The 24,594-nt window shown below is 72.0% G+C and carries 25 protein-coding genes and 1 pseudogene; 12 read left to right on the top strand and 14 right to left on the bottom strand.

Annotated elements, in window-relative coordinates:
- Nucleotides 1-81: 81 nt before the first annotated feature.
- From ACZ7L0_RS30730 to ACZ7L0_RS30710, 5 genes are all read left to right on the top strand, one after another.
- Entirely contained in the window at nucleotides 82-1,143 is a 1,062-nt protein-coding gene (locus ACZ7L0_RS30730) for a MerR family transcriptional regulator (protein WP_471245923.1), read from the top strand.
- 139 nt (nucleotides 1,144-1,282) lie between these two features.
- On the top strand, nucleotides 1,283-2,728 hold the full coding sequence (locus ACZ7L0_RS30725; protein WP_471245777.1) for an acyl-CoA synthetase: 1,446 nt from the start codon (nucleotides 1,283-1,285) through the stop codon (nucleotides 2,726-2,728).
- Nucleotides 2,721-4,100, top strand: a complete 1,380-nt coding sequence (locus tag ACZ7L0_RS30720; RefSeq protein ID WP_471245776.1) for a carboxyl transferase domain-containing protein — start codon at nucleotides 2,721-2,723, stop codon at nucleotides 4,098-4,100. Before ACZ7L0_RS30725 ends, ACZ7L0_RS30720 begins: the two co-directional genes overlap by 8 nt.
- 109 nt (nucleotides 4,101-4,209) lie before the next feature.
- Nucleotides 4,210-4,578, top strand: a complete 369-nt coding sequence (locus ACZ7L0_RS30715; protein ID WP_471245775.1) for a CU044_2847 family protein — start codon at nucleotides 4,210-4,212, stop codon at nucleotides 4,576-4,578.
- 133 nt (nucleotides 4,579-4,711) lie between these two features.
- Nucleotides 4,712-5,749 carry a rod shape-determining protein gene (locus ACZ7L0_RS30710; protein ID WP_471245774.1) on the top strand — a complete coding sequence of 346 codons (1,038 nt, stop codon included), beginning with the start codon at nucleotides 4,712-4,714 and terminating at the stop codon, nucleotides 5,747-5,749.
- Nucleotides 5,750-5,768: 19 nt separating this feature from the next.
- Here ACZ7L0_RS30710 and ACZ7L0_RS30705 read toward each other — a convergent pair whose 3' ends face one another.
- Together ACZ7L0_RS30705 and ACZ7L0_RS30700 are read right to left on the bottom strand one after the other, a co-directional pair.
- On the bottom strand, nucleotides 5,769-6,701 hold the full coding sequence (locus tag ACZ7L0_RS30705; protein WP_471245773.1) for an anti-sigma factor RsbA family regulatory protein: 933 nt from the start codon (nucleotides 6,699-6,701) through the stop codon (nucleotides 5,769-5,771).
- Nucleotides 6,698-7,063, bottom strand: coding sequence for an STAS domain-containing protein (locus tag ACZ7L0_RS30700; RefSeq protein ID WP_471245922.1), 366 nt, complete (start codon nucleotides 7,061-7,063; stop codon nucleotides 6,698-6,700). Before ACZ7L0_RS30700 ends, ACZ7L0_RS30705 begins: the two co-directional genes overlap by 4 nt.
- A 277-nt stretch (nucleotides 7,064-7,340) precedes the next feature.
- On the opposite strand from ACZ7L0_RS30700, the gene ACZ7L0_RS30695 reads away from it, so the two are divergent.
- Complete coding sequence (locus ACZ7L0_RS30695; RefSeq protein ID WP_471245772.1) at nucleotides 7,341-8,057, top strand: ANTAR domain-containing protein; 717 nt, start codon at nucleotides 7,341-7,343, stop codon at nucleotides 8,055-8,057.
- Between the two features lie 274 nt (nucleotides 8,058-8,331).
- Here ACZ7L0_RS30695 and ACZ7L0_RS30690 read toward each other — a convergent pair whose 3' ends face one another.
- Nucleotides 8,332-8,841 carry a hypothetical protein gene (locus tag ACZ7L0_RS30690; protein ID WP_471245771.1) on the bottom strand — a complete coding sequence of 170 codons (510 nt, stop codon included), beginning with the start codon at nucleotides 8,839-8,841 and terminating at the stop codon, nucleotides 8,332-8,334.
- Complete coding sequence (locus ACZ7L0_RS30685) at nucleotides 8,838-11,315, bottom strand: molybdopterin oxidoreductase family protein (protein ID WP_471245770.1); 2,478 nt, start codon at nucleotides 11,313-11,315, stop codon at nucleotides 8,838-8,840. Before ACZ7L0_RS30685 ends, ACZ7L0_RS30690 begins: the two co-directional genes overlap by 4 nt.
- Nucleotides 11,316-11,445: 130 nt before the next feature.
- Here ACZ7L0_RS30685 and ACZ7L0_RS30680 point away from each other — a divergent pair, with 130 nt between their 5' ends.
- The 6 genes and pseudogenes from ACZ7L0_RS30680 (at nucleotide 11,446) to ACZ7L0_RS30655 (ending at nucleotide 13,896) form a co-directional block, all read left to right on the top strand.
- On the top strand, nucleotides 11,446-11,661 hold the full coding sequence (locus ACZ7L0_RS30680) for a type II toxin-antitoxin system VapB family antitoxin (RefSeq protein WP_471245769.1): 216 nt from the start codon (nucleotides 11,446-11,448) through the stop codon (nucleotides 11,659-11,661).
- Nucleotides 11,662-11,664: 3 nt separating this feature from the next.
- Nucleotides 11,665-12,078, top strand: coding sequence for a PIN domain-containing protein (locus ACZ7L0_RS30675; RefSeq protein WP_471245768.1), 414 nt, complete (start codon nucleotides 11,665-11,667; stop codon nucleotides 12,076-12,078).
- Nucleotides 12,079-12,651: 573 nt separating this feature from the next.
- A complete protein-coding gene (locus ACZ7L0_RS30670) occupies nucleotides 12,652-12,930 on the top strand; it encodes a hypothetical protein (protein WP_471245767.1) in 279 nt (92 codons plus the stop codon).
- A 129-nt stretch (nucleotides 12,931-13,059) separates the two neighbouring features.
- Entirely contained in the window at nucleotides 13,060-13,218 is a 159-nt protein-coding gene (locus ACZ7L0_RS30665) for a hypothetical protein (RefSeq protein ID WP_471245766.1), read from the top strand.
- An 81-nt stretch (nucleotides 13,219-13,299) separates the two neighbouring features.
- A pseudogene (locus tag ACZ7L0_RS30660) lies at nucleotides 13,300-13,655 on the top strand (PRC-barrel domain-containing protein).
- 49 nt (nucleotides 13,656-13,704) lie between these two features.
- Nucleotides 13,705-13,896, top strand: coding sequence for a hypothetical protein (locus ACZ7L0_RS30655; RefSeq protein ID WP_471245765.1), 192 nt, complete (start codon nucleotides 13,705-13,707; stop codon nucleotides 13,894-13,896).
- A 193-nt stretch (nucleotides 13,897-14,089) separates the two neighbouring features.
- Here the strand turns inward: ACZ7L0_RS30655 and ACZ7L0_RS30650 are convergent, their stop codons facing one another.
- The 10 genes from ACZ7L0_RS30650 to ACZ7L0_RS30605 form a co-directional block, all read right to left on the bottom strand.
- The gene (locus ACZ7L0_RS30650; protein ID WP_471245764.1) at nucleotides 14,090-15,199 is read right to left on the bottom strand and encodes a fatty acid desaturase family protein; all 1,110 of its coding nucleotides are present in this window, start codon (nucleotides 15,197-15,199) and stop codon (nucleotides 14,090-14,092) included.
- 20 nt (nucleotides 15,200-15,219) lie between these two features.
- The gene (locus ACZ7L0_RS30645; RefSeq protein ID WP_471245763.1) at nucleotides 15,220-16,428 is read right to left on the bottom strand and encodes a ferredoxin reductase; all 1,209 of its coding nucleotides are present in this window, start codon (nucleotides 16,426-16,428) and stop codon (nucleotides 15,220-15,222) included.
- A gap of 123 nt (nucleotides 16,429-16,551) precedes the next feature.
- On the bottom strand, nucleotides 16,552-17,265 hold the full coding sequence (locus tag ACZ7L0_RS30640) for a SpoIIE family protein phosphatase (RefSeq protein ID WP_471245921.1): 714 nt from the start codon (nucleotides 17,263-17,265) through the stop codon (nucleotides 16,552-16,554).
- The gene (locus ACZ7L0_RS30635) at nucleotides 17,208-18,248 is read right to left on the bottom strand and encodes a PP2C family protein-serine/threonine phosphatase (RefSeq protein WP_471245762.1); all 1,041 of its coding nucleotides are present in this window, start codon (nucleotides 18,246-18,248) and stop codon (nucleotides 17,208-17,210) included. The genes ACZ7L0_RS30640 and ACZ7L0_RS30635 overlap by 58 nt, the downstream gene beginning before the upstream one ends.
- A gap of 48 nt (nucleotides 18,249-18,296) precedes the next feature.
- Nucleotides 18,297-18,947 (bottom strand): hypothetical protein, encoded by a 651-nt coding sequence (locus ACZ7L0_RS30630; RefSeq protein WP_471245761.1) that lies wholly within the window; start codon nucleotides 18,945-18,947, stop codon nucleotides 18,297-18,299.
- Between the two features lie 647 nt (nucleotides 18,948-19,594).
- On the bottom strand, nucleotides 19,595-20,311 hold the full coding sequence (locus tag ACZ7L0_RS30625; protein ID WP_471245760.1) for a GAF and ANTAR domain-containing protein: 717 nt from the start codon (nucleotides 20,309-20,311) through the stop codon (nucleotides 19,595-19,597).
- Between the two features lie 78 nt (nucleotides 20,312-20,389).
- A complete protein-coding gene (locus ACZ7L0_RS30620) occupies nucleotides 20,390-21,151 on the bottom strand; it encodes an ANTAR domain-containing protein (protein WP_471245759.1) in 762 nt (253 codons plus the stop codon).
- Complete coding sequence (locus tag ACZ7L0_RS30615) at nucleotides 21,148-21,759, bottom strand: hypothetical protein (protein WP_471245758.1); 612 nt, start codon at nucleotides 21,757-21,759, stop codon at nucleotides 21,148-21,150. Before ACZ7L0_RS30615 ends, ACZ7L0_RS30620 begins: the two co-directional genes overlap by 4 nt.
- A gap of 56 nt (nucleotides 21,760-21,815) precedes the next feature.
- Nucleotides 21,816-22,241: an STAS domain-containing protein gene (locus tag ACZ7L0_RS30610; RefSeq protein WP_471245757.1), complete on the bottom strand. Its 426-nt coding sequence runs from the start codon at nucleotides 22,239-22,241 to the stop codon at nucleotides 21,816-21,818.
- 512 nt (nucleotides 22,242-22,753) lie between these two features.
- Nucleotides 22,754-24,556: a fatty acyl-AMP ligase gene (locus ACZ7L0_RS30605; RefSeq protein WP_471245756.1), complete on the bottom strand. Its 1,803-nt coding sequence runs from the start codon at nucleotides 24,554-24,556 to the stop codon at nucleotides 22,754-22,756.
- Nucleotides 24,557-24,594: the final 38 nt, after the last annotated feature.

Here is a 24,594-nt window from a genome sequence, read left to right as displayed (position 1 = left end):
CAACCGCAGACAGGGCGTTGACCTTCCCCTTCGGTGAGGCCCCAGCATCGGTGGCGGGAACCGGAGGACTTCGAGGTGCACATGGAGATGCTGACGATCGGCGCCTTCGCCAGGGCGTCCCGGCTGTCGCCCAAGGCGCTGCGGCTGTACGACGAGCTCGACCTGCTGCGGCCCGCACGGGTCGACCCCGGCAGCGGCTACCGCTACTACGCGGTCGCGCAGCTGGAGCGGGCCCGGCTCGTCGCCTGGCTGCGGCGGCTGGGGATGCCGCTGGCCGGGATCCGCACGGTGTGCGCCCTGCCGCCGGGCGAGGCCGCGCGCGAGATCCGGGCCTACTGGGCGCGGGTCGAGACGGAGACGGCCGTACGGCGGGACCTCGCCGCGTTCCTGGTCGACCACCTGTCAACGGAGTCGAGGAAGGACACCACGATGCTCGAACTGCGCTACTGGGCCCACACGGACACCGGTCACGTCCGCCCCGCCAACCAGGACACCGTCTACGCGGGCCGCCGGCTGCTGGCCGTGGCCGACGGCTTCGGCCCGGCGGGCGGGCCCGCGAGCGGCGCCGCCGTGGAGGCGCTGAAGTTCCTGGAGGGCGAGGACCTGGCGGCGGGCCGGGTGCTGAACCTGCTGGAGGACGCCGTGCAGGGCGCGCACCAGGCGATCCATGATCTCGCGGCGGGCGGTGACGAGGTCGGCACCACCCTCACCGCCATGCTGTGGACGGGCTCCCGGCTGGCCCTGGTGCACATCGGCGACTCCCGCGCCTATCTGCTGCGGAACGGGGACCTCTTCCGCATCACCCACGACCACAGCGTGGTCCAGTCGCTGATCGACGAGGGCCGGCTGACCCCGGAGGAGGCCGCCAGCCACCCGCAGCGCGCCCTCCTCGCCAAGGCCCTCACCGGCGCCACGCTGCCGGCGCCCGACCTGCGGCTGCACGACGCCCTGCCCGGGGACCGGTACCTGCTGTGCTCCGACGGACTGTCCGGTGTCGTACCGGACGACGAGATCCGCCGGCTGCTGACCGCCGGCCCGGCCCCGGACCGCGCCGTGCACGCGCTGATCGACGCGGCGAACGCCGCCGGGGGCCCGGACAACGTGAGCTGTGTGGTCGCCGACGTGGTGGAGGCGGCGGCCTGACCCACGGCGGGCACGGGCCCGGACCGCGGCTCGGGTCCGGGCTGAGCGCGGTCGTGTCGGGGCGACGCCTGGGGTAGGAAGGGTCTTGTTCGTACCGACAGTCCCTGCCGGTCCCCGAGACAACCAAGGAGTGCGCCGCGTGTCCTCCCTCTTTCCGGCCCTGACGGGCGGCCCGGGCGAGCGAGTCGCCCTGCGGTTCGGCGACCGGTCGTTGACGTACGGGCAACTGGGCGCCGCCGCGGGCGCCGTGGCCGAGCGGATCCGGGACGCGGGCCGGGTCGCGGTGTGGGCGACGCCGGAACTGGAGACGGCGGTCGGGGTGGTGGGCGCGCTGCTCGCCGGGGTGGCCGCGGTGCCGCTGAACCCGAAGTCGGGCGGGAAGGAACTCGCGCACATCCTCTCGGACAGCGCGCCCGCCCTCGTGCTGGCCGCGCCCGGCGCCGAACTCCCCTCCCCCGTCGCGGAATCGACCCGGGTCGACATCGACGCGCACGGCACCGGGGCCGTCCCTGAGGACCGTACCTCCGAGGGCGACCCGGCGCTGATCGTCTACACCTCCGGCACCACCGGCCCGCCCAAGGGCGCGGTCATCCCCCGCCGGGCCCTCGCCACGACCCTGGACGCGCTGGCCGACGCCTGGCAGTGGACCGCGGACGACGTGCTGGTGCACGGGCTGCCGCTGTTCCATGTGCACGGACTGGTGCTGGGCGTCCTGGGCCCGCTCCGGCGCGGCGGCTCGGTACGGCACCTGGGGCGCTTCGGCACCGAGGGCGTGACCCGGGAGCTCAACGAGGGCGCGACCATGCTGTTCGGGGTGCCCACGATGTACCACCGCGTCGCCGAGGCCCTGCCGGGCGACCCGGAGCTCGCCAAGGCGCTCGGCCGGGCCCGGCTGCTGGTCTCCGGTTCGGCCGCGCTGCCCGTGCACGACCACGAGCGGATCCTGGCCGCGACCGGGCGGCGGGTGATCGAGCGGTACGGCATGACCGAGACGCTGATGAACACCAGCGTCCGCGCCGACGGAGAGGCGCGCGCGGGGACGGTCGGCGTGCCGCTGCCGGGCGTGGAGCTGCGGCTGGTGGAGGAGGACGGGACGGAGGTGAGCGGGTTCGACGGGGAGACCGTCGGCGAGATCCAGGTGCGCGGCCCGAACCTGTTCACCGAGTACCTCAACCGGCCCGACGCCACCGCCGCCGCCTTCACCGCCGACGGCTGGTTCCGCACCGGTGACATGGCGGTGCGCGAGAGCGACGGCTACGTGCGCATCGTCGGCCGCAAGGCCACCGACCTGATCAAGAGCGGCGGTTACAAGATCGGGGCGGGGGAGATCGAGAACGCCCTCCTCGAACACCCGGCGGTACGCGAGGCGGCCGTCACCGGGGAACCGGACGCGGACCTCGGCGAGCGGATCGTGGCGTGGATCGTCCCGACGGACCCCCGGCAGCCGCCGTCCCTCGAGGAGTTGTCCGACCACGTGGCCCGCCGCCTGGCCCCGCACAAGCGCCCCCGCGTCGTCCGCCACCTGGACGCCCTCCCCCGCAACGACATGGGGAAGATCATGAAGCGGGCGCTGGGCGATGTCTGAGCGCCTCTCGGCCCGCGAGATCCTCGCCCTGCTCGCGGACGACTCCACCTTCACCGAACTCCCTTACCCGGCGCGGCAGTCCAAGCCGGACGGCCCCCTCTCCTGGCAGGGGTACGACGCCTCGCGCGCCCGCGCCGCCGCCCGCACCGGCGAGCGGGAGTCCGTGGTGTGCGGCACCGCGAGCGTCGAGGGCACCCGGGCCGTACTGATCGCGTTCGAGTTCGGCTTCCTCGGCGGCTCGCTGGGCGAGCGCACCGGCGACCGGCTGGAGGCGGCCTACGTACACGCCCGCGAGCACCGGCTCCCGGTGGTCCCGCTGGTCGCCACGGGCGGCAGCCGGATGCAGGAGGGCATGCTCGCCCTCACCCAACTCCAGCGCGTGGCCCGCCAGTCCGCGCTCACCCGTGAGGCGGGCCTGCCGCAGATCGCCGTACTGCGGGACCCGACCACGGGCGGCGGCTGGGCCACCCTCGGCGCCGGCGCCGACGTGATCCTCGCCCTCCCCGACGCCCAGGTCGGCTTCGCCGGCTCCCGAGTCCGCCCACCCGACACCGACCCCACCGCATACACGGCCCAGGCCCAGGTGACAGCGGGCGCGGCCGACGCGGTGGTGCCTCCGGCGGAGCTGCGGGGGGTACTGGGTCTGTGGCTGCGGCTGCTGACGGACGGGACGGGGACGACGGGGCGGCCGACCGGGGCGACCGGGCGTCTCCCCGAGCCCGCCCCCGTGCCGGCCGCTCTCGGGGCCGTGGAGCTGCCCCGGACCGGCTGGGGCGCTGTTCAGCGGGCCCGGGACGGTGGGCGGCCCCGGGCGCGGGCCTATTTGGACGCCTACTTCAGCCGTCGGGTCGGCCTTTCCGGCGACCGTTGCGGTGGGACCGACGCCGAGGGCATGCGGTGCGGCTTCGGTGAGCGGGACGGTCGTACCGTCGCGTATGCCGCTCAGACGGGAACCGCCACCCGGCCCGCCGGGTACCGGACCGCCGCCCGGCTGGTCCGGCTGGCGGACCGGCTGGGCATACCGGTGCTGACGCTGGTGGACACGCCGGGCGCTGCCAACGACGCCGAGGCCGAGCGGCAGGGCGCGGGCGCGGCGATCGCGGACCTGTTCGGCGCGGTGGCCGCCGCCCGCACCCCGGTCACCACCCTGGTCATCGGCGAGGGCGGTTCGGGCGGCGCGCTCGCGCTGGCCGCGCCCGGCAACACCTGGGCCACCCCGGACAGTTACTTCTCGGTCATCGCCCCGGAACTGGCGGCCGCGATCCTCAAACGCCCCCCGGAGGAGATCGAGGCGACGGCCGAGCAACTGCGCATCCGCCCGCAGGACCTGCTGGAGCTGGGCGTGATCCGGGGCATCGCGCGTCACCTCTGAGTCGCCCGTGCCGCAAGGGCGTTGGGCGGGAGCGGCGGGTTGGCGCCCCGGCTCGTTTCCGCCGACAATGGGGCGTCGAGGAACGAGAGTCACGGGGGGCGGGCACGCCATGGGCAGGTTGGTGGAGTTCACGACGCAGGACGGCGCGGTCGTCGTCGTGGAGACGGCGGACGGCGTGGGCGGGTCCCGTCTGGTCTCCCGCGGCGAGGACCCGGCGGAGCGGATCACCGGCACCTTCGAGTCCGCCCTGGACGGTGTGCGTTCGGCGGCCCAGTCCGCGCTGCGGGTCTTCCGCGACGGCGCGCTGCGGCCGGACTCGGTGGAGCTGGAGTTCGGTGTGAAGCTGGGCGCGGAGGCCGGCGCCGTCATCGCCAAGGGGACGGCGGAGGGGCAGCTGGTGGTCCGGCTCAGCTGGTCGTCGGAGCAGCAGGCACCGGATCCGGCTCCGGCCGGCGCGGAGATTACCGCGCGATCCTGACTTCGCCGGGGAGGCGGCGGACGAATACCCCCGTTCGGCCGCACCCCGCCCGGCCCCCTCCAGAAGGCGCCCGCCCCCGTGTCCCCCGCAGGATGCACAGGAGGGAAGCCCAGCGCACTCGGGAGGATCTGCCGTGACCGTCGATCTGGAGCAGTTGCGCCGCTGCCACTTCGCCGTCGACCTGGGGGCGGCCCGCACCCGGGTCTACGTCAAGGGCGTGGGACTGGCCGTCGACGAGCCGTCGGTCGCCGCGGTGAACACCCGTACCGGCGCCCTGATCGCGGTGGGCGAGTTCGCGGAGAAGATGACGGGACGCACGCCGCACTACATCCGGGTCGTACGGCCCGTCTCCGGAGGCACGGTCGTCGACATCGAGATGGCCCAGCGCATGCTGCGCCACCTGCTCGGCGACAAGACGCGCCGCTCCCTGCGCCGGAAGCCCCGGCTGCGGGCGGCGGCCTGCACGCCGCACGACGCCGACCCGCTGGCCCAGCGCGCGACCATCGAGACCCTGGTCGGGCTCGGTGCGCGGCGCGTGGAGCTCGTCGACACCCTCATCGCCGCCGCCGTGGGGTGCGGGCTGCCCGTGGACCAGCCCGAGGCCACCATGATCATGATGTGCGGGGCCGCCGCCACCCAGGTCGCCGTCCTCTCCCTCGGGTCGATCGTCACCGCCGCCCGGATCCCCGTGGGCGGTGAGGCCGTCGACCACGCGATCGTGCAGCACCTGCGCCACCGGCACGCGCTGATGCTGCCCAGCCAGTCCGTCCGGCCGCTCCAGCTCGCCCTGTCCGGCAACGGCCTGAGCGCGCACGGCCCGTCGTCCACCGAGATCCACGGGCTGGACGTGGTCACGGGCCTGGCCCGGAGCGTGCTGGTGGACACCGCCGCCGTACGCGATGTCATCCAGACCCCGCTGACCGCCGTCCTGGACGGCATCGGCAGGGTGCTGCGGGACTGCCCGCCCGACCTGGTGGCCGACCTCGCCGACCGCGGGATCATGATGGTGGGCGGCTCCGCGCTGCTCCCCGGCCTGGACCAGATGCTGATCCGGGCGACGGGCATGCCGGTGCGCATCGCCGAACGCCCCGACGTGTGCGCCGTCCAGGGCATCGGCGCCATGCTGGAGGGCCGGATCGAGCCGCTGGCCCTGGGTCCGCTGGCCGCCTGAGAGCCTCAGCCGGAGGACGTCACCGGGCCAGGTAGCAGCGGACCGTGGTCCCGTCCTCCCCCGTGTGCAGCCGCACCAGGTCGGAGACCAGGTTGACCAGCAGCAGGCCACGGCCGCCGCGCTGGTCCCGGCTCGCGGGCCGGCGGCCGGCCAGCGGGTCGGTCAGCCGCCCCTTGTCGCGCACCTCGCAGACCACGTACCCGTCCTCGGCCCACACCCGCAGCCGGCCCGAACCGCCGCCGTGCACCACGCTGTTGGTGGTGAGCTCGGCCGTGATCAGTGCCAGGTCCTCCAGGCGGATGCCGGTGAGGCCGAGCCGGGCGCCCTCGGCGGTGGCGGTGTGCCGGGCCTGGGAGAGGGTCTCGGCGTGGAAGTCCAGGGCCAGCCCGTCGGGGACGGCGGCCAGCGGCTCGTTGTAGCGGGCGACGACGGCGAAGGGGGCGTACGCGTCGCTGGCCCGCTGCTCGGCGGCGCCGGCCGGGATGACGGTCGGGTGGGTGGCGTACGCGTCGGCGAGGACCTGCTCGTCCAGGCGCACGGTGTCGTACGGACACAGGATGGTGACCTCGCGGCCCTGGAACGCCGCGTTGATCAGCGCCTCGTGCTGGACGCAGGCCGGGTACTCGGTCGCGCTGCGGCCCGCCCAGATCGGCTCGCCGATGATCTGCACCCGTCGGCCGGGCGGCTGGGCGTCGGCGAAGGCCCGCAGCACCCCGGGGATGATCCTGCCGGGGTTGCGCCCGGCCTCCCGCATGTCCAGCCACCGCACGGACTCGCCGTCGGTGCCCAACTCGCCCTGGATCAGCCGCAGGTTCTCGCCCGGCACCGCCACCGCGACCGGATCGCCGGCGGCGAGCGCGTCCCGGATGAAGGACACGGTGCCCGCGACGTATTCGGGCTCGTCCGCGTAGAACAGCGCGGGGTGCACGAAGGGTTCGGCCACGGCGCTCATGACTTCGCCACCTCGATCGTCCGGAGGCCGGGCCAGAAGAGTTCCAGGATGCGGGGCAGCGCGGGTGGCGGCCGGTCGACGACGATCCGGTGGCCGTCCCGGAGCCGCTGGGCGGCGCCCGCGAGCGCGTCGACGCCCGCGACGTCCATGAACGTCACCGCGGAGAGCTCCAAGTAATACACATCCTCGTCCTCGCGAACAGCCTGCTCCAGCGCGCGTTCCCAGATCCCGCGCGTGGCCAGACTGACCTCGCCCACCGCCTGTACGCCGGCCCGCCCGGGCAACGGACGGACTTTCAGCTGCGGCGCCTGTGCCGCCGGCGCGGCGGCTCCCGGCGGGGCGTACCGCGCGGGCTCGGGGATGCTCACGCCGTCTCCTCGGTGTTCAGGGCCACGGGTGCCCAGTATGCGTCGTCGCCACCCCTCCAGTCCCGCGGGCCTCCGGGATTTACCGTTTCCATCCCTTTCTTCCGCTCTCGCCGGGGTGTAGCCCGCCGGGCAAGGGGCAGGCGAACGGCGAGCCGCGCCGGGCCCCCGCGGAGTCTCGTCCGCGGTCTTCGGGCCCGGAGCCCGGTGACGTGGTGCGGCACACGCGCCACGCGCCGCAACGAAGACTGTCGGGGACCAACAAGGCGGACACATGACCTCAGTGGCACACGCACCTCTTTCCGGGCGGCTGAACACCCTGGTCATCGATTGCCGCGTGGCGGGGGGCCGGGCGCTGCTCACCCCGCGCGGCGAGCTCGTCCACGGCTGCGCGGACACCCTCGCCAGAACACTGGCGGCCCTGCCGGCGGGCGTACGCCGGGTGGAGCTGGACATGGCGGGGGTGGACTTCATGGACACGGCCGGGCTGGAGTTCCTGGACCTGCTGAACGCGTACGGCCGCCACCACGGCATCCCGGCCTCGGCGACCGCCTGGAACGGCCAGCCGCGCCGGATCCTGGAACTCGCCGCCCTGGACACCGCGGACCCGCTGCGCACCACGCTCCAGCCATCGGAACCGAAGCCACCCGCCTCCGCTCCCGGTCCGTCCGCGGTGGCGCTGGAACGCGCGGAGCGGCTGCGTCTCCTACAGGAGGAGATAGGCCAGCTGCGCCGGGCGATCGTCTCCCGTCCGGTGATCGACCAGGCCCGGGGCATCCTCATGGCCACCCACGCCTGCACCTCCGACCAGGCGTGGGACATCCTGCGGGAGGCCTCCCAGCGGTCCAACACCAAGCTGCACGCCGTCGCGGCGGCGGTCACCGCCAGCGCCGCGGCCGGCGGTCCGCCCCTCCCGGCGGAGCTGCGCGGCGCCCTGCGCACGGCGGTCCTCCACCATGCCCCCGCGACCGCCGAGACCGCCGACGAGTGATCGATGCTCAGTACGGCAGGATCCGCCCCGATGGCGTCCTGCGGTCGATCTCCTGGCCCCGGGGCGCCGCGGGCCGACGGCTGACACGAACACGGATCCGGCGGTCCATGACGCCCTCCTCATGTCTCGTACTGTCTCTGAGTGCTGTCTCGAAGTACTGCCCCGAACCACTGCGTCGAACCTGCCCCTTCAGCGTCGCCCTAGCGCCCGCCGGGCACATCGCCCGTACGGGGGCACCTGTTCTGGCTCCCGGGAGTGAGCCGAGCGGGTCCGGCTACTCCCCTGGGAGGATGCGGCCGCCGGTGAGCAGCTGCGGGGAGAGGTTCTTGAGCGTGGTGTCGGCCCAGCGGATCTGCCGGAGGGTTTGGGGGTGGCAGGAGGAGACCAGTTCGAGGAGCCGGGTGTCCCTGGTGGCCTGTGCCACCTGGGCGAGCATCTCCCAGTAGAGGGAGTTGCCGGAGGCGGCGAGGTAGAGGTCGCGCAGGTCGTGCAGGAGCAGCAGTCCGGTCTCGGGGCGGCGCGCGAGGGTGCCGGCGGCCGCTTCGCGCAGGGCGGCCATGACGCCGTACGGCAGCTGGTCGGGCGGTCTCGACAGGTCCAGGCCGTAGTGGTGGCCGGTCTCGGCGAGCCGGCCGGCGTGCTCGTGGGACCAGCGGGCGAGGTCGATCGCGACGTGGTGGACCTCGTGCTCGGTGCGATGCCGTTCGGCCGTGGCCAGCAGCTCCTTCTCCAGTCTGCGCTCGCCGTGGTGCAGCGCCCGCAGGGTGAGGGTGAGGCCGTTCACGGGCCGCTCCCTTCGCGGTCGGCGACGACGTGGGTGGCGTGCGCCTGCGGTCCGCCGGCCGTCGGCGGGACGCCGTCCGCGCGGGCCGGGGCGGAGGCCGTGGTGGTGGGGGCGGGTGCGGGCGTGCCGTCACCGCGCGCGAACAGGCGGACGGAGGCGGCGGCCGTCTTGAACAGCGGCTGCTTGGAGACCGGGTCCCAGTCGGTGATCGTGGTCTCGTTGGCGGCCCGGCCGGTGACGGGGTCCGGCGGCCGGTGGCCCTTGGGGGTGTCCCAGTAGCCGTAGTGGAAGGGCAGGAACACCATGCCGTCCCGCATGGCGGTGACGCGCAGCCGGGCGCGGACCGCGCCGCGGGGCGTGGCCACCTCCACCAGGTCGCCCTCCGCCAGCCCCCGGGCAGCGGCTTCCCCGGCGGACAGTTCGGCCCACATCTGCGGGGCGGCCCCGTTGAGTTGGGGGACGCGGCCGGTCTTGGTGCGGGTGTGGAAGTGGTAGAGCGTACGTCCGGTGGTGAGCTGCAGCGGGTACTCGGGCGTGGTGTCCTCGTGCGGGAGCAGGTACTCGGCGGCCTTGACGACCGCCTTGCCGTCGGGGTTGAGGGACCGGTACTCCACCGGTTCGACGGTGGCCCCGGTGACCAGGTCCTTGCCGTAGCTCTCGCACCTGTCCGGGTGGGCCCAGGTGACGCCGTCGGTGTAGAGGCGCTCGGTGCCGTCGGGGGCCCGCTCGGTGCAGGGCCACTGGATGCCGGAACCTCCCCGCAACCGGTCGTAGCTCAGACCGGTGTAGTCGCAGGGCCGTCCGGCGCTGCACCGCTGCCACGCCGCGAACGCCGACTCCGGGTCCCTCCAGGTGACCAGCGGCCCGCCGTCCTGGTCGCGGAAGTCCATCCTGGCGGCGTAGTCGAGCAGGATGTCCAGGTCGGGCCGGGCCTCGCCGGGTGGCTCGACCGCCTTCTCGGACAGGTGCACGGTGCGGTCGGCGTTGGTGAAGGTGCCGGTCTTCTCGCCCCAGGTGGCCGCGGGCAGCACCACGTCGGCGAGCTGCGCCGTCTCCGTGAGGAACAGGTCCTGTACGACGGTGAACAGCCGCTCCTGGGAGAGGACGGACCGGATGCGGGCCAGCTCGGGCAGGGAGACGGCCGGGTTGGTGCCGGTGATCCACAGCATGCGCAGGGAGCCCTGCTCGGCGTAGCGGAACATCTGCAGGGCGTGGGTAGGCGGCGCGTAGTGCGGGATGGTCTCGGGGGTGACGTTCCACAGCCGGGCGAGCTCGGCGACGTGCTCGTCGTTCTGCCAGTTCCTGAAGCCCGGCAGGTCTCCGTCGGCGCCGCACTCGCGGGTGTTCTGCGCGGTGGGCTGGCCGTTCATCTGGAGCAGCCCGGCGCCCGGCCGGCCCAGCATGCCGCGGATCAGGTGCAGGTTGTTGACCTGGACGGCCGCGGCGGTGGCCTGGTGCGACTGGTAGACGCCCTGCAGCACGGTCGACAGCAGCCGCTCGGCGCCGCCGAGGATCTCGGCGGCCTCCTCGATGGCGGCGGCCGGTACGTCGCAGACGCGCGCGGCCCAGGCCGGGGTGCAGTCGCCGACCCGGGCGGCGAGTTCCTCGTACCCGACGGTGTGCGCCCGGACGTACTCGTGATCGACCCGGTCGGTGCGGATGATCTCGTGGAGCAGGGCGTTGAGCAGCGCGACATTGGTGCCGGCGCGGGGTGCTAGATGCACGGCGGCCCGGCGGGCCACGGGGGTGGGCCGCGGGTCGACGCAGATCAGCCGCGGCGGCCGTGCCCCCTCCAGACGGTCCAGGACGCGCATCCACAGCACGGGCTGCGTCTCGGCCATGTTGTGCCCGAACAGGGCGATGACGTCGGCGTGGTCCACGTCCGTGTAGGAACCGGGCTGTCCGTCGCTCCCGAACGTCTCCTTCAGCGCCTCCGCGGCGGTCGCGGTGCACAGCCGGGTGTTGCCGTCGAGGTGAGGGGTGCCGATGCCCGCGCGGGCGATGACGGCGAGGGTGTAGTACTCCTCCAGGAACAGCTGCCCGGTGGTGTAGAAGCCGATCGCGCCGGGCCCGTGCCGCTCCAGCAGGTCTTCGGTACGGCTCACGACCCGCCCCATGGCGTGTCCCCAGTCGCACTCCACCAGCCGGCCGCGCTCCCGCACCAGCGGCCGGGTCAGCCGGTCCGGCGAACCGCCCGCCTGCCACCCGAACAGGTCCTTGGGCCCGAGCCGCCCCCGGTTCACCCGGTCCGCCGCCCGCCCCCGTACCCCGACGATCCGCCCGCCTCGCACCGCGATGTCCATGGCGTCCCCGTTGGAGTGCAACAGCGACGCGGCCCGCACCCACCGTTCCACGTCGTCCTCGCCGACCCCGGCCGCCAGATGCGTGTCGATCCGCACGGGCCACTCCCCGCCCGCCCGATAGGGCGTACGCACCCCCCAGGGCTCCGCGATCCGGTCCACCGAGCCTTTCATGGCGCACCTCCCAGCCGGCTCTTCGACGCACCGGGTACCCGATGTCCGAACGGCCGACGCGTGCACCCCCAGCCGATGCATAATCGATCAGGTATATTGATATACGCTCCTGTATACATGAAGGAGGGGCATGAGCCGGACCGTGATCGATCTCGACGACGACGCCCTCGAAGCGGCCGCCCAGGAACTCGGCACCACCACCAAGCGGGACACCATCAACACCGCCCTGCGGGAGGTGACCGCCCGCTACCGACGGCTGCGCGCTCTGGAGGAAGCGCGGCAACTGGTCGCCGACGGCGCGTTGGACATGGAGATCCTCCTGAACAAGAGCAAGTACCGGGGTTGACCAGTGCCCGTCGCCGACTACCTCATCGACACCTCGGCGCTCGCGCGCGTACTGCTCGGCCGGACAACGGCCGACTGGGACGACAGGATCACCGCGGGGCTCGTCGCAATCTGTGACGTCACGGAGTTGGAAGTCCTCTACTCCGCACGCTCCATCGCGGACCGAGAGCGCATTCGGGAAGCTCTCGACCGCCACTACGCGTGGTGCCCCATGCCCGACGGCGTCTACCGGCGCGCCCGCGTCGTGCAGGAGCAACTCACCGCCAAGGGCGAACACCGCAGCGCGGGAACCGTCGACCTCCTTGTGGCAGCGGCGGCCGAAGAGGCGGGGCTCGTCCTACTCCATCACGACCGTGACTTTGAAACCATCGCCCGCACAACCGGGCAACCGGTCCACATGATTAACCTCAAGGCTTGAGGGACACCACCTCAGCCGAAACCGGCGAATTCCTCACGCAGTCGCGGCAATACGCTTCACCTTTTCGGGAGCCGAGCGACCTTTTCGCAGGTCAGCCACCTGATCACAGCGTAGCCCGCAGATGCTCCGAACGGGGCGTGCTAGTACTCCACCGGGATTCCACCATTGCCGCTCGGCCTTGCACGCCTACTCACAGCGGACCAACCCACAAGCGGACAGCAGGGGTTCCCCGGTTCCTGCCGCGGTTGCCGTCAGCTCACGAGTGCTGCCCCCTTGGTTCGTTCGATCAGTACGCGGCTGCTCAGTGCGGTTTGTAGCTGTTCGTCAAGGAGTGTGACGGCCGGGTCGACCGGCCGTCAGTCGTCACAAGTCACGCTGGCCGCCACGCCGCTCATCCGGTGATCCCCTCGGTCCTCACCAATTCCGCGGTGGCCTGCCGGGTGGCGCACGCGAACGGGGCGCCGCCCAGGCTGACGTCGCACGGTATCCGCAACCTTTGGGCAGGACTACGCTGTGGGGTGAGGCCCCAGTCCCCGGCATCGAAGCTGTGTCCCGCTCCCGGGGAGGCCCGCCGTGTTCGTCCTGCTCCTCATCCTCATCGTGGTCCTGTTCGGCTTCGGCTTCCTCGATCCCCTCTGGTGGGTGGCCGCGGCGGTGCTGGTCTACGGCGTCACCCGCCACGGCCGCGGTCGCGGCAGAGGCCGCAGCCGTAGCGGCGGTTCCGACCTCGGGGATTACCGGGACTACCGGGAGCGCCGGGACCGTCGCGAACGCTGGGACCGTCGCTACAGCCGCCAGAACCGGGCGCGCTGGCGGCGCGAGGACCGTCGAGACCACGAACACCACAGGTGACCGTGAAGTGGACCGGCAGCCACGGCTTCCGGGACGGCTCACGCCAGGCCGGACACGTCGCGATCGCCAAGGAGTCCATGCCTGCGGCGGGCGCTGGGCGGGCGCGCGGTCATCGACCAGGCCCGCGGCATGCTGATGGTCCTGACCCTCTGCCGCCGCGGGGCGGCCAGGATGCTTCTGGTGGATGTCTCACGGCAGTGCGACGCCGGACTTCCGGAGGTGGCCGCGGCCCTGGTCGCCGCCTGGGAAGGCAAGCCGCTCCCGGAGCACACGCAGCGGGCAATGTGACGTACGCTGCGGCGATTTCACGCAGAAAACCAGGGGTGCGACTCGCGACCCTCGGGCCAGTCGCCCGGGTAGGGAGAGGCCATGATTCACGCAGCCGACGTCCGAGAATGGCGCAACCGCGATGTCCTCGACACCGAGTCGCACAAGATCGGCGTCCTGGAGGCCTCTATGTGGACACCATCACCGACGAGCCGGCCATGGCCACGGTACGGACCGGCCTGCCCACCCGGCACCGCCTGGTCTTCGTCCCCCTCGAGGACGCGATCGCCGGACCCGACTATCTCAAGGTCGGCTGTGTCAGAACGCTGGTGAAGCAGGCCCCTTCGATCGGCACCGACGACGTCCTGCCCGCCGAACAGGCGGAAGCGATCTTCAAACACTACGGACTGCCCTACCAGCCCGGTGCGGCCGACGAACGGCAACTGACGCGCCGCTGACCACCTACGGACAGGATGACTGCCCTGTGAGGTACGCACCATGCACCAGGTGACCACGCCCCGTGAAGAACAGCGACCGTTGAGAACTGTGCCTCCAGCGGGGGACGCGGCTTTGCTGGCCGAGGTCCTCGAACTACGCGCCAGAAACGAGCAGTTGGGGCGGGCACTGGCCAGCCGTGCGGTGATCGACCAGGCGCGCGGCATGGTGATGGCCCTGGCACGGCGAACCTGTCCCTCCTGAGCGGGACACCAGTCGATGCGGGCCGCGTCCCTTGGAAGGTCGTGGAACCGGCAGTGCGGCTGTGACAACGACTCCGGCGCAAACACGCCGGAGTCGCCCTTCCGGGCGGCTGCACGTGAGAGTGAGCCAACCCACTGTCCATGGTACTGCGGCTGGTGCGGCTTGCACTTCTCCGCCTCTGTGCCCGCGCCCGTCAGCCGATCCAAGCCCCACGACGCCGGGACCCGTCCGGCACCGAGTGACGCAGGACGCGGCTCCACATGGACGCGTACTGGCGCCACAGCGGCCCGCTCACGTACGTGATCCCGTGCCGGGCGCAGATCTCACGCACCCTTGGCGCGAGTTCGGCGTAGCGGTTGCTGGGCAGGTCGGGGAAGAGGTGGTGCTCGATCTGGTGGCTCAGGTTGCCGGTGAGGACGTGGAGGAGGGAACCGCCCTCGATGTTCGCCGAGCCCTGGATCTGGCGCAGGTACCACTGGCCGCGGGTCTCGCCGTCCAGCTGTTCCTCCTCGTACGAGAAGGTCAGGACGTCGCCCGGGAAGTGACCGCAGAAGATCACGGTGTGCGCCCAGATGTTGCGAAGCCCGTTCGCGGTGACGTTGCCGGCCAGGCAGGGCAGCGCGGACGGGCCCGCGAGCAAGGGAAAGAGGACGTAGTCCTTGGCCGCCTGGCGCACGGCCTTGCTGGCCAGGCCGGCCAGGTCGCCCAGGAGGGCCCGCACGCTCTTGCGGCCGGACGGGACGGCCTCCGCCTCCAGGTCGTAGAGGGCGATTCCCCACTCGAAGACGGGGGCGAGCAGCGCGGTGTACAGCGGCTGGAGGAGGTGGACCGGATGCCAGGGCTGGTCCGGGCTCATGCGCAGGATCGTGTAGCCGAGGTCCCGGTCGCGGCCGACGACGTTGGTGTAGGTGTGGTGCAGGTGGTTGTGGGTGTGTTTCCAGGCGTCGGCGGGGGTGAGGAAGTCCCACTCCCAGGTGGTGGAGTGGATCGCCGGGTCGCCCATCCAGTCCCACTGGCCGTGCAGGATGTTGTGGCCCAGCTCCATGTTCTCCAGGATCTTGGCGGTGGTCAGCATCGCGGTGCCCGCGAGCCAGGCGGGCGGAAAGAGGGATACGGCGAGGGCGGCGCGACCGCCGGTCTCCAGGCCGCGCTGGGCGGCGATCACCGTACGGATGTAGCGGGCGTCCTCCGCGCCGCGCGCCGCGATGATCTCGGCGCGAATCCGGTCGAGCTCCTCGCCGAGCAGCTCCGTGTGGTCTTCGAGCGGCTCAAAGGGTATGACGAGTACGGCAGTTGTGGACATCACAGGCCTCCTTGAGGGGCCTAGAGGGCGAGGGTGAGCGGACCTGCTGCTCCGTTGACGCAGGTCTGGATCAACGCACCCGGTTCACCGTGCAGTTCACCGGTCCGCAGATCGCGGACGCGGCCGTGGACCAGCGGGACGAGGCAGCCGAAGCAGATCCCCCGGCGGCAGCCGTACGGCATCGCCACACCCGCCGCCTCCCCGGTCTCCAGCAGGGGCATGGACGCGGACGCGTCGGCCTCGATGCCGCTGCGCTCGAACCGGACCCGGCCGCCGGAGGCAGCTGAGTCCTGCGGCCGCACGGGCGTCAGCCGGAATCGCTCCACGCGCAGCCGCTCACCGGCGCCGGCCGCCGCGTAATGCCTCTCCAGTGCGTCGAGCAGTCCGTCCGGACCGCAGGCCCAGGTCTCCCGGTCGTGCCAGTCCGGGCAGAGCACGCCCATGTGCTCGGGGACCAGCCGGCCCGCGGTACGGGTGTACCGCGCGTGGACGCTCAGCCAGGGCAACCGGGCCGCCAGCCCGGCCAGTTCGGCCCGGAAGAGGAACTCGTCCGGGCCGGGTGCGCTGTGCAGGACTACGACGTCGGGGGCGGGCCCGGAGAAGCGGCGGCCCGCAAGGGCGCGCAGTATCCCCGCCACCGGGGTGATGCCGCTGCCCGCCGTCACCATCAGCATCCGCGGCGGCAGCGGATCCTCTGGCAGCGTGAACTCGCCCCGCGCCGGGCCGAGTCGGAGCACGGTGCCGGGACCGGTCCGGTGCACGAGGTGCGGGGAGACCCGGCCGCCGGGTTGCTCCTGGACCGTGATGGTCAGTGTCCGGCCCGGCGCTTCGGGGGGTGAGGTGATCGAGTACGTACGCCAGTGCCGTACGCCGTCGATCTCCACCCCCACCGGCAGGTACTGTCCGGGCCTGTGTGCCGCCCAGCCGCGCCCTGGACGGATCTCCAGCGTGGCCGCCCCGGCGCACTCCGGCCGCACGGCGATCACCCGGCCCGAGGGATGGCGGGCGGACAGCAGCGGGTCGACCAGGCCCAGGTAGTCGTCCGGAGCGAGGGGACTCGCAAGAGGGCTCACGAGAGCACCGGTGATCCGGCCCGCCGCCGTCGGCACACGGCCGCCGCTCCACTCGGCGAGCCTGTCGGCGAGACCCACGAGAGCGGCGAAGAAGACGGCCGTCGTACCGGAAGCGGCCGACGGCATCGCCGGGATCGACGCGCGCGGAACCGGCATGGGGGAACCCTTCTCTCGCACAGGGCACGCAGGGGCAGGGCGCGTCGGACACGTCGGGCGCATCCCCGCATCATGTACTCGGGATCGCCTCGGTCACGTACATCGGCCCCCGGGTGGCGGGCCTCAGCCGGCGTCCCGCCAGAGAACCACAACGACACGGCCCGTGGCGGACGCGGAACCAGATTCCGCCACCTCACCCGCCCCTCCTTCCACTCGCGCCGGGCGACAGGGGCGATCCCGCCCGGCGCACGCGGAAGGACCTCGGAAGCAAGGCGTACACATTCCGCACCCGTCCACGGCACCATGGCCGAATCCCGTTTGAGCGCACGCCGGGTCAGTGCCCGTGCGGCCCGACACACCCCGGGCTCCCCGGCGCTGGGCGCAACCTGTGCCTCGGTCTGCGCTGCGGTGTCCGGGGCGGGGAGCGGAAAAGACAGGCTGGTGTGCGCGGTGCCCGAGGCTCCGGAGGGTGCCGTGGCGGGTGTTGCCGAGGTCGCGCTGAGGGCGAGGAGCGCGACGTCGTCGGCGGGTCCCGCGGGGAAGGTGTCCAGCAGCAAGGTGAGGTCGCTGATGATCGCGGCGGCGCCGAGGGCCCGGTGGCGGCATGGTGGGTGAGGGGGCGGTCAAGCCACGCTCGCCGAACCGGGCACCTTGGGAGGTACGGGCCTCGGTGAGTCCGTTGCTGTAGAGGAAGAGCATCTCGCCGGGCAGGAGTTGAACGGCCCGGGAGACGAAGTCCGCGTGGTGCAGGGCGCCGACGAGCATCCCTCCGGCCAGGCTCACCGGCTCGGTTCGGGCGACCGCCCGGTCGGGCCCGTCGCGGCGGGCGGGCCGCAGATGGTGGGCGGGGAGATGCCCGCCGCCGGCCAGGGTGAGGGCGAAACCGCCCGCGGGCTCGGGGCGAGGGTGCCGAAGACCAAGGTGCAGAGGCCACTGCCGTCGGACGATGCCGACAGCAGGGCGGAGTTCAGCGCCCGCAGTACGGCACACGGGTCGCGCTCCAGCAGGGCGGTGGAGCGCAGGGTATAGCGGATCAGCGAGGTGAGCGCGGCTGCCGGTGCGCCCCGGCCACTGACGTCACCGAGGAAGAACGCCCACCGCCCGGCGCCGAGCGGAAAGACGTCGTAGAAGTCGCCGCGGATGTCGTGGACCGAGGCGGTGGTGTAGTGGCAGACGGCCTCCAGGCCCGGCACCTCCGGCAGTGCCGGGGGCAGCAGGGTGCGCTGCAGGGTGGAGGTGTACGCGGCGATCTCCGACCGGTCCCGCTCGGCGCGCTCCCGTGCCGCGTGCTCGACCTCCACCAGTTCCCGTTCGACACGGAGCATGCGCAGCGCGGACAACCGCAGCTCCAGTTCGTCCATCACGAGCGCGGCCAGGTCGGTCAGGGCGGTGGCCTGGTCCGGTGTGATGCGGCGCGGCCTGGTGTCCAGGACGTCCACGGTGCCCAGGCGGTGACCGTCGCTGGTGGTGATCGGGGCGGCGGCGTAGAAGCGCACCCGGGCCGGACCGGTCACCAGGGAGTGGGCGCGGGCGACCGGGTCGTCGAGTGTGTCGGGGACGACCAGAGGGCCGCCGGTGAGGATCGTCGAGGTGCACAGACCCGGGTCCCGGCCGATCTGCGTGACCCCCGCCAGACCGTACGCGGCCTTGAACCAGACCCGGTCGGTGTCCACGATCGTCACCGTGGCGGCCGGAGCGTCGAACAGGCGGGCGGCCAGCGCGGCGATCCGGTCGAAGGCACCGTCGGGCGGAGTGTCCAGGATGTCGTAACGACGCACCGCGGCGATCCGCCGCGCCTCCTGCTCCGGAGACAGATCCACCCGCTCCTCCACGCCTCGGTACGCGCCGTGTCCGGCCGCTGCGGGCGGCTATTCGGGCCGTTGGGTCCGGTCGTTGTGGGCGAGGCCGTCCGGATGGTCCTCCGTGCGCTCGCCAAGAGGAAGAACCAGTACGCTCAAAGCCGTTGGGCCAGGTAGGCGGTGGATCTGCCCCGCCTCCTGCCAGCCCCAGTCCCTGAAGGCGGCACAGGCCGAGCGGGCGGACCGATCCACCAAGGTGACACCGAGCGAGGACTGGTGGTCGGCGAGCAGCCGCTCCTGGAGCCGGCGGGCGAGCCCGTGGGCGTGCCGGTGCGGATGGACGACGGTTTCGAGAATCGCGAAGACATGCCCGGATGCGGTCAGTTGCTCCAGGTTCTGCGGCATCAGCCCGTCGACCCCCTCCCACCAGGAGCCGTCGCGCGGCACGGGGATCCCTGAGACACAGCCGGTCAAGCCCACTGCCTCGGCGACCAGCATGTCGAATCCCGGCAGTTGTACATCGTGCTCCAGCCGGCGCAGGAACTCCTGCCGACCGCGGAACTCCTCGCCGGGCGGGGTGACGGACGACTCCACGTACAGATCCGCCAGGTCCTCCCGGAGGCCCTCGGCCTGCCAGCGGTTCAGCCGGCGCAGCCGCACCGTGTCCAGGAAGGGACGCTCTGAACCTTCGGGTTCGTGCGGGTACCGCGGGCTGCTCATGGGGCGCCTCGGTTCAGAAGACCAGGAGATGTACGGGAGTGCCATCGTGGCCGATGGGCGGTGCGGCGCCTGGGTCCGGGACGTCTGTACGCCAGCATAGCCCCGGATCGGCGCCGCGCCGGGGCCCGTTGGGGGCACGGGGCCACTGTGGCCCAGGCAGCTGGACGGTGAGTGTGCCGACCGGGTGTCGTCGCTCGCGTCGCCTTCCCCGTACGACCGCACGACCAGATGATGGCCGACCCCCGTGTTCCGAGGAGGACCGCCTGACGACGTCCCGGGTGCACGGGCGGCCCCTGCGAACGGCCCTGTTCCGCTTCGCCTGTATCTGCTCTAGGCTCCACGCAGGGAAGACGGGGCTGCGACCGTTTCAGTTACCAGCAGGTCTCCCCGTCCAGGCTCCCAGCCCCCGAGTCGGACCAGGCCCGGCCGGAGCCGCATCGCCGCAGTGCGCGGCTCCAGCCTCCGTCCTCCAGGCATTTCCAGACGGGGTGTTCCCACCATGTCCCGCCGCCACGGAGGACAGCGCGCGAGGACACGGTGGAGGGGGGCCTCCCATCCTCGCGCCACGTACGGCCGCCGCCGCAGTGCGGCGGCGGCCGTACGGACCGCGAACCCGGGTGCAGGGGCCGCGTGCGGCGCGGAGTGGGTCAGGATCCCAGACCGGGGAAGGGTTCGGAGTCGTCGATGAAGGCGCGGGCCAGGTCGGACAGGCGCCGGTTGTGCGCGCGGGCGTAACCACGCAGCGCGGTGAACGCCCGCTCCATGTCGATGCCCTGGCGTTCGGCAAGTTTGCCCTTGGCCTGTTCGATCAGTACGCGGCTGTTCAGCGCGGTCTGCAACTGCTCGTTCAGGACGCTGCTGCGCTGAGCGGTGCGTTGTTGCAGGAGGCTGATGGTGGCGACGTCGGCCAGGGCCTGGGCGATGTGCGTGGCGAGCGGGTCGAAGGGGCCGGGGGCCGCGCGGAAGAGGTTCAGAGCGCCCACGGTCTCCTCCCGCAGGCGCATGGGCAGCGCCTGGACCGCCCCGAAGCCGCTGCGGTGGGCCGCCGTGACGAAGCGCGGCCAGCGGTCGATCTCCCGGGTCAGGTCGGGGACGACCACGGGGGTGTCGGTGCGGAAGCACTCCAGGCAGGGGCCCTGGTCGTTCTGGAGCTGGAAGAGTTCCAGCAGCCGTACCTGTTCGTCGGAGGCGGCCATCACGCGGAGTTCGCCGTCGCGGTCCGCGAGCAGCACCCCGGCGGCACTCGCGCCGAGCAGCCCTACGCAGCGGTCGGTGAGCAGGCGCAGGAAATCGATGAGGTCGAAGTCGGCGACCAGGTTGTCCGCCAGCTCGACGAAGGTCTTGGCCAGGAGCTGCTGATTCATCGTGTCACCCTCGATGGAGACTATTCCCGCCGGGAAGGGGCGGGAAGTGCGGCACGTTTGTCGGAAGGCACCCGTACATCAGGGCTCCTCGTCGGTCCGTCTGGGTTCCGTGTCCGGGGAGAAGCGGAGCCGGCGGGCCACCACGTCGGCGGCCACGTCGGCGAGCCGGCGTCCCTGTAGGAAGGCGTAGGCGCGCAGCCGGACGAAGGCCTCGTCGATGCCGACGCCGAGCTGGACGGTGAGCATGCCGGTTGCCTGGTCGATCTCCGCCCGGTATTCACCCAGGTCCTCGAAGCCGCGGTCCGGCGACGGTCCGCCGGCCGGCGCGCCCGTCTCCTCGATCCGCGCATCGAGCAGGAGCAGCGTCGCGAGATCGGCGAAGGCCAGCGCGTCGGCCAGTTCCTCGGCGTCCAGCACGGTCGGCACGTCGGCGTACAGGTCCAGGACTCCCGGGCTGATCGCCCCCATCTGCAGAGGGAGCGCGAACACCGCGCGTGCCCCGGCCTCCAGGGCCGCATCCGCGAACACCATCCAACGGTCCTGCAGGTCACGGATGAGCAGATCGGGTGTCAGGACAGCCGAGCCGTGCAGGAAGGCGTCCACACAGGGCCCCTCACCCAGCGTGAGCTGGAGCTCTTCCAGTTGCTCGCTGATGTCGTCGGTGCTGCACAACGGATGGCTCGGCGCGGCCTTGGACATCGCCGACAGCCCGGCCCCGCCGACCGGCAGCGCGGCCACGGCCGCGGTGCACACGTCCGCCACACCGACCCGAACACCGCGCCGGGCCGCCTGCTCGGCCACCAGCACCTGAATGCGGGCCGAGCGGCTGTCGGACCTCATCCGGGCCACCGTGTCCAGGCACCGTGCGCAAGTCCCTCCAGCCGCGCCGCGGTTCGCTCCCGGACCGGAAGGACCAGCACCCGGAGCAGCGTGGCGCTGATCGGCCCCCAGATCTCTCCCACGTCCAGCCATCCCCAGGAACGGAGCGCAGTGATGACGAGGTGATCGGCCCGGTGCACCAAGGTGGCGCCGAGTGATGCCTGGTGGTCGGTCAGCAGCCGATCCTGCAACCGGCGGGCCACGTCATGCTCCTGGTTTCGCGGGTGCGGGCGGACCAGGATGTCGGTGATCGCGAAGAGTCCGCCCGACTCGGTGAGTTGCTCGATGCCGCGCGGCAGTGCTCCTTCGAAGTCGAGCCACCAGAAGCCGTCGCCGCGGACCGGAAATCCGAAAGCGCATCCCACCAGGCCGTCCGTCTCCGCGATCACCATGGCGAACCTCGGCCGACGGATCTCGGTGGTGAGACGGTTCAGAAAGTCCTGGCGGCCGGGAGGGCGGTACGGCTCACGGGGAGACGTCTCGCGGGAGTCCACGTACAGATCCGCGAGCTCCCCGCTCACGGCCTGCGCCTGCCAGCGGTTCACCCGACGCAACAGGACCGCGTCCATGGTGGCCGACTCACTGCCACGGGGCTCTCGTTGCTGCCCCCGCTCCGACGGGGCCGTCACCGCGCATCACCCGAGAGGACGGAGTCCAGCGGAACGGGCCGGTGTGGCGGGGCTTGGGTGGTCGGGGCTGGGACATCCCCGAGAGGAGGTGCCAGATGCCCGGGCGGAGGGCCGAGGAGCAGGAACCCGGAGCCGGTGAGGTCGAGTATCAGGCCCAGGGTCGGTGGCGGGTGGTGCAGTCGCAGGGTCCCACCGGCCTCGGCGGCCTTCTGCGCGGCGTACAGGAAGGCGTTGAGGCCGCTGCAGTCGCAGAAGGTGACGGGGGTGAGGTCGACATCGACGGTGCGAATGCCGTCGCTCAGGCACCGCGCCAGTGCCGTGCGGACCAGCGGGGCCGATTCCAGGTCGATCTCACCGGCCAGGGTGATCAGCGCCCCGTTCCGTCGATCACGGCGGTAGATGGTGAGCTGTGGGAAGGGCATGACGCCTCGGTTCAGAAGACCATCCGGCAGCGCACGCGGTGACGCCGGCATTCCCGGGCCTCCAGGCGCGCTCCTGACAGGGGCGTACGTTCGACGGAGACGGAGCAACGGCCGGCACGGCAGCCTGTGCGACAGGACAGCGGACCCACCCAGTTCCCTCCAGGGATGCGCCGGGTGACGGACGAAAGCTCCGCTCCCCGCAGCCATCTGTATCGAGCAACGACAAGCCGCCGGGGTCTGGGACGTCCGTACAGCAGCATAGCCCTCAACATGGTCCGGCGGACGGCCGGAAGCCGCCCGTTCCTCGTACCCGAGAGCGACGCCTCGACCCGGACACCGCCGGTGCATGTCGATCACCACATGCTGAAGGAGGAAGGGACGGGCCTGCGGCCTGAGAGCAGAGTGCCGACCGGCACCGGTTACCCGGCGCCGGGATCCTGCGTCGGCGCACCTGCACGGTGCCCTGGCCGGGCAAGGCCCGCCAGGGCACCGGATGCGCAGAGGACGCACCGTCATTCGATGAGGGCCGCCTCGAAGGAACCCCCGAGGTACCGGTCCCGGCTGTCGCGCCGTTGCAGCTTGCCGGTCGTCGTGAGCGGCAGCGTCCCCGGCTTGAGGAGGACGACATCGTGTACCTGGATGCGGTGTCCGGCATGGACCGCGCGCCTGATCTCCTGCTTGATCTCCTGGGCGGTCACTTGCTCACCGGTCTCGCCTCCGGCTGTCGTCTCGGCGAGCACGATGAGCCGTTCGTGTGCGCCGTCGTCGACCGACACCGCGCAGGTGCCGAACTCGCGGACTGCCGGGTGGCTGGCCTCAACGGTGGCCTCGATGTCCTGCGGGTAGTGGTTGGCACCGGCGATGATGATGACGTCCTTTGCCCGGCCGGTGATGAACAGCTCCCCGTTCAGCACGAATCCGAGGTCACCAGTACGGAGAAACCGCTCCCCCGGCTGGTCGGGAATGGACCCCATGAAGGTCTCGGCAGTCTCCTTGGGAGCGTTCAGATACCCCGTTGCGACGCTCGGGCCGGATACGAAGATCTCACCCACCTCGTCCTCCCCGCAGGGCTTGCCTGTCTCCACGTCGACGGCGATAGCCGTGCTCAACGGATGGATCGGGCCGCAGCCGACCAGCTCACGGCTGTCCTGTGCCGACGCGGCTGGGCGCACCTTTCCGGCGGCGAGCGACTCGGGGTCCAGCCGCAGGACTTCCGGGGCCTGGCCGACCGGTACGGCCGTGACCATCACTGTCGCCTCGGCGAGGCCGTACGCGGGGGACAGCGCCTCGCGCCGGAAGCCGGCCTCCGCGAATGCCGCGCTGAAGCGGTCGAGCGTGTCGGAGCGGACGGGCTCGCCTCCGACCAGCGCCATCTCCCAGCGGCTGAGGTCGAGTTCCCGGCGCTGAGCGTCCGTCACCCGGCGGACGCACAGGTCGTAGGCGAAGTTCGGTGCGCAGCTGTCCGCGCGTCCGAGCCGGGAGATGGCCCGCAGCCACGTGAGCGGACGCTGCACGAAGGTCATCGTCGGCAGCAGGGTGACATCCCGGCCGGAGAAGAGGGGGTCGAGGACATTGCAGATGAGGCCCATGTTGTGGTGCGGCGGCAGCCACGACACCGCCGACGGCCGGGGCAGCCCGGCGTCGTCGGCAGACCGGCGCGTATTGTCGTATATCAGCGACAGGTTGTTCAGCACATTGCCGTGACTGATCGCGACGCCTTTCGGCACACCGGTCGAGCCCGAGGAGTACTGCAGATAGGCGACCATCTCAGCGGCGGCCACCGGTGGGGTCCACTCCTGGGCCAGGTCCAGGCGTACCTCGTCGGTCGCCACCCGGTTGAGTTGGGCGAGCCCGTCGGCGTCGCTGAGGACGTGCTCCGCGGCGGCAAGCACGGGGCCGGTCGACAGGAACAGCGAGGGCTCGGAACTCGCGGCAATCGACTCCACCCGAGTCCATTTGGCATTGCTCCGCGTCCCGTCGAGCGGAGCCACCGGCACCGGGATCAGACCGGCATAGAGGCAGCCCAGGAAGGCGACGTGGAAGTCCAGTCCCGGCGGGTAACTCAGCAGCGCGCGGGCGCGCGCGGCAGGAACCTGCTGTCGCAGCGTCACGGCGACCGCCCGCGCCCGGCGGTCGAGTTCGGCCAGGGTCAGTGATTCTGATTCCTCGACACCGTCGCCCAGGAACACAAAGTTCTTCCGGTCGGGCTCGGCTGCCGCACGAGTGCGGCACAGGTCGATCAGCGTGAGCAGTGCGCCGTGCTCGCCGGCCACCGCCTCGGGCAGTCGGACACCGTGCTCGGGATTGGTTCGCATATGACCACTCCAAACGGAGGAAGAGGAAGAAGGCGGCG

The sequence above is a fragment of the Streptomyces sp. NPDC039424 genome (assembly GCF_055639495.1).
The sequence above is the reverse complement of the archived record's forward strand: the minus strand, read 5'-3'. Positions and strand labels throughout refer to the sequence as shown.

What these genes read in the sequence shown, in the direction of transcription:
- ACZ7L0_RS30680 (WP_471245769.1), top strand. Translation starts at nt 11,446, where the DNA reads ATGAGCCGGACCGTGATCGATCTCGACGACGACGCCCTCGAAGCGGCC.
- ACZ7L0_RS30695 (WP_471245772.1), top strand. Translation starts at nt 7,341, where the DNA reads ATGACCTCAGTGGCACACGCACCTCTTTCCGGGCGGCTGAACACCCTG.
- ACZ7L0_RS30650 (WP_471245764.1), bottom strand. Translation starts at nt 15,199, where the DNA reads ATGTCCACAACTGCCGTACTCGTCATACCCTTTGAGCCGCTCGAAGAC.
- ACZ7L0_RS30625 (WP_471245760.1), bottom strand. Translation starts at nt 20,311, where the DNA reads ATGAATCAGCAGCTCCTGGCCAAGACCTTCGTCGAGCTGGCGGACAAC.
- ACZ7L0_RS30645 (WP_471245763.1), bottom strand. Translation starts at nt 16,428, where the DNA reads ATGCCGGTTCCGCGCGCGTCGATCCCGGCGATGCCGTCGGCCGCTTCC.
- ACZ7L0_RS30685 (WP_471245770.1), bottom strand. Translation starts at nt 11,315, where the DNA reads ATGAAAGGCTCGGTGGACCGGATCGCGGAGCCCTGGGGGGTGCGTACG.
- ACZ7L0_RS30605 (WP_471245756.1), bottom strand. Translation starts at nt 24,556, where the DNA reads ATGCGAACCAATCCCGAGCACGGTGTCCGACTGCCCGAGGCGGTGGCC.
- ACZ7L0_RS30610 (WP_471245757.1), bottom strand. Translation starts at nt 22,241, where the DNA reads ATGCCCTTCCCACAGCTCACCATCTACCGCCGTGATCGACGGAACGGG.
- ACZ7L0_RS30730 (WP_471245923.1), top strand. Translation starts at nt 82, where the DNA reads ATGGAGATGCTGACGATCGGCGCCTTCGCCAGGGCGTCCCGGCTGTCG.
- ACZ7L0_RS30630 (WP_471245761.1), bottom strand. Translation starts at nt 18,947, where the DNA reads ATGAGCAGCCCGCGGTACCCGCACGAACCCGAAGGTTCAGAGCGTCCC.
- ACZ7L0_RS30720 (WP_471245776.1), top strand. Translation starts at nt 2,721, where the DNA reads ATGTCTGAGCGCCTCTCGGCCCGCGAGATCCTCGCCCTGCTCGCGGAC.
- ACZ7L0_RS30705 (WP_471245773.1), bottom strand. Translation starts at nt 6,701, where the DNA reads ATGAGCGCCGTGGCCGAACCCTTCGTGCACCCCGCGCTGTTCTACGCG.
- ACZ7L0_RS30615 (WP_471245758.1), bottom strand. Translation starts at nt 21,759, where the DNA reads ATGGACGCGGTCCTGTTGCGTCGGGTGAACCGCTGGCAGGCGCAGGCC.
- ACZ7L0_RS30620 (WP_471245759.1), bottom strand. Translation starts at nt 21,151, where the DNA reads ATGAGGTCCGACAGCCGCTCGGCCCGCATTCAGGTGCTGGTGGCCGAG.
- ACZ7L0_RS30665 (WP_471245766.1), top strand. Translation starts at nt 13,060, where the DNA reads ATGCTGATGGTCCTGACCCTCTGCCGCCGCGGGGCGGCCAGGATGCTT.
- ACZ7L0_RS30715 (WP_471245775.1), top strand. Translation starts at nt 4,210, where the DNA reads ATGGGCAGGTTGGTGGAGTTCACGACGCAGGACGGCGCGGTCGTCGTC.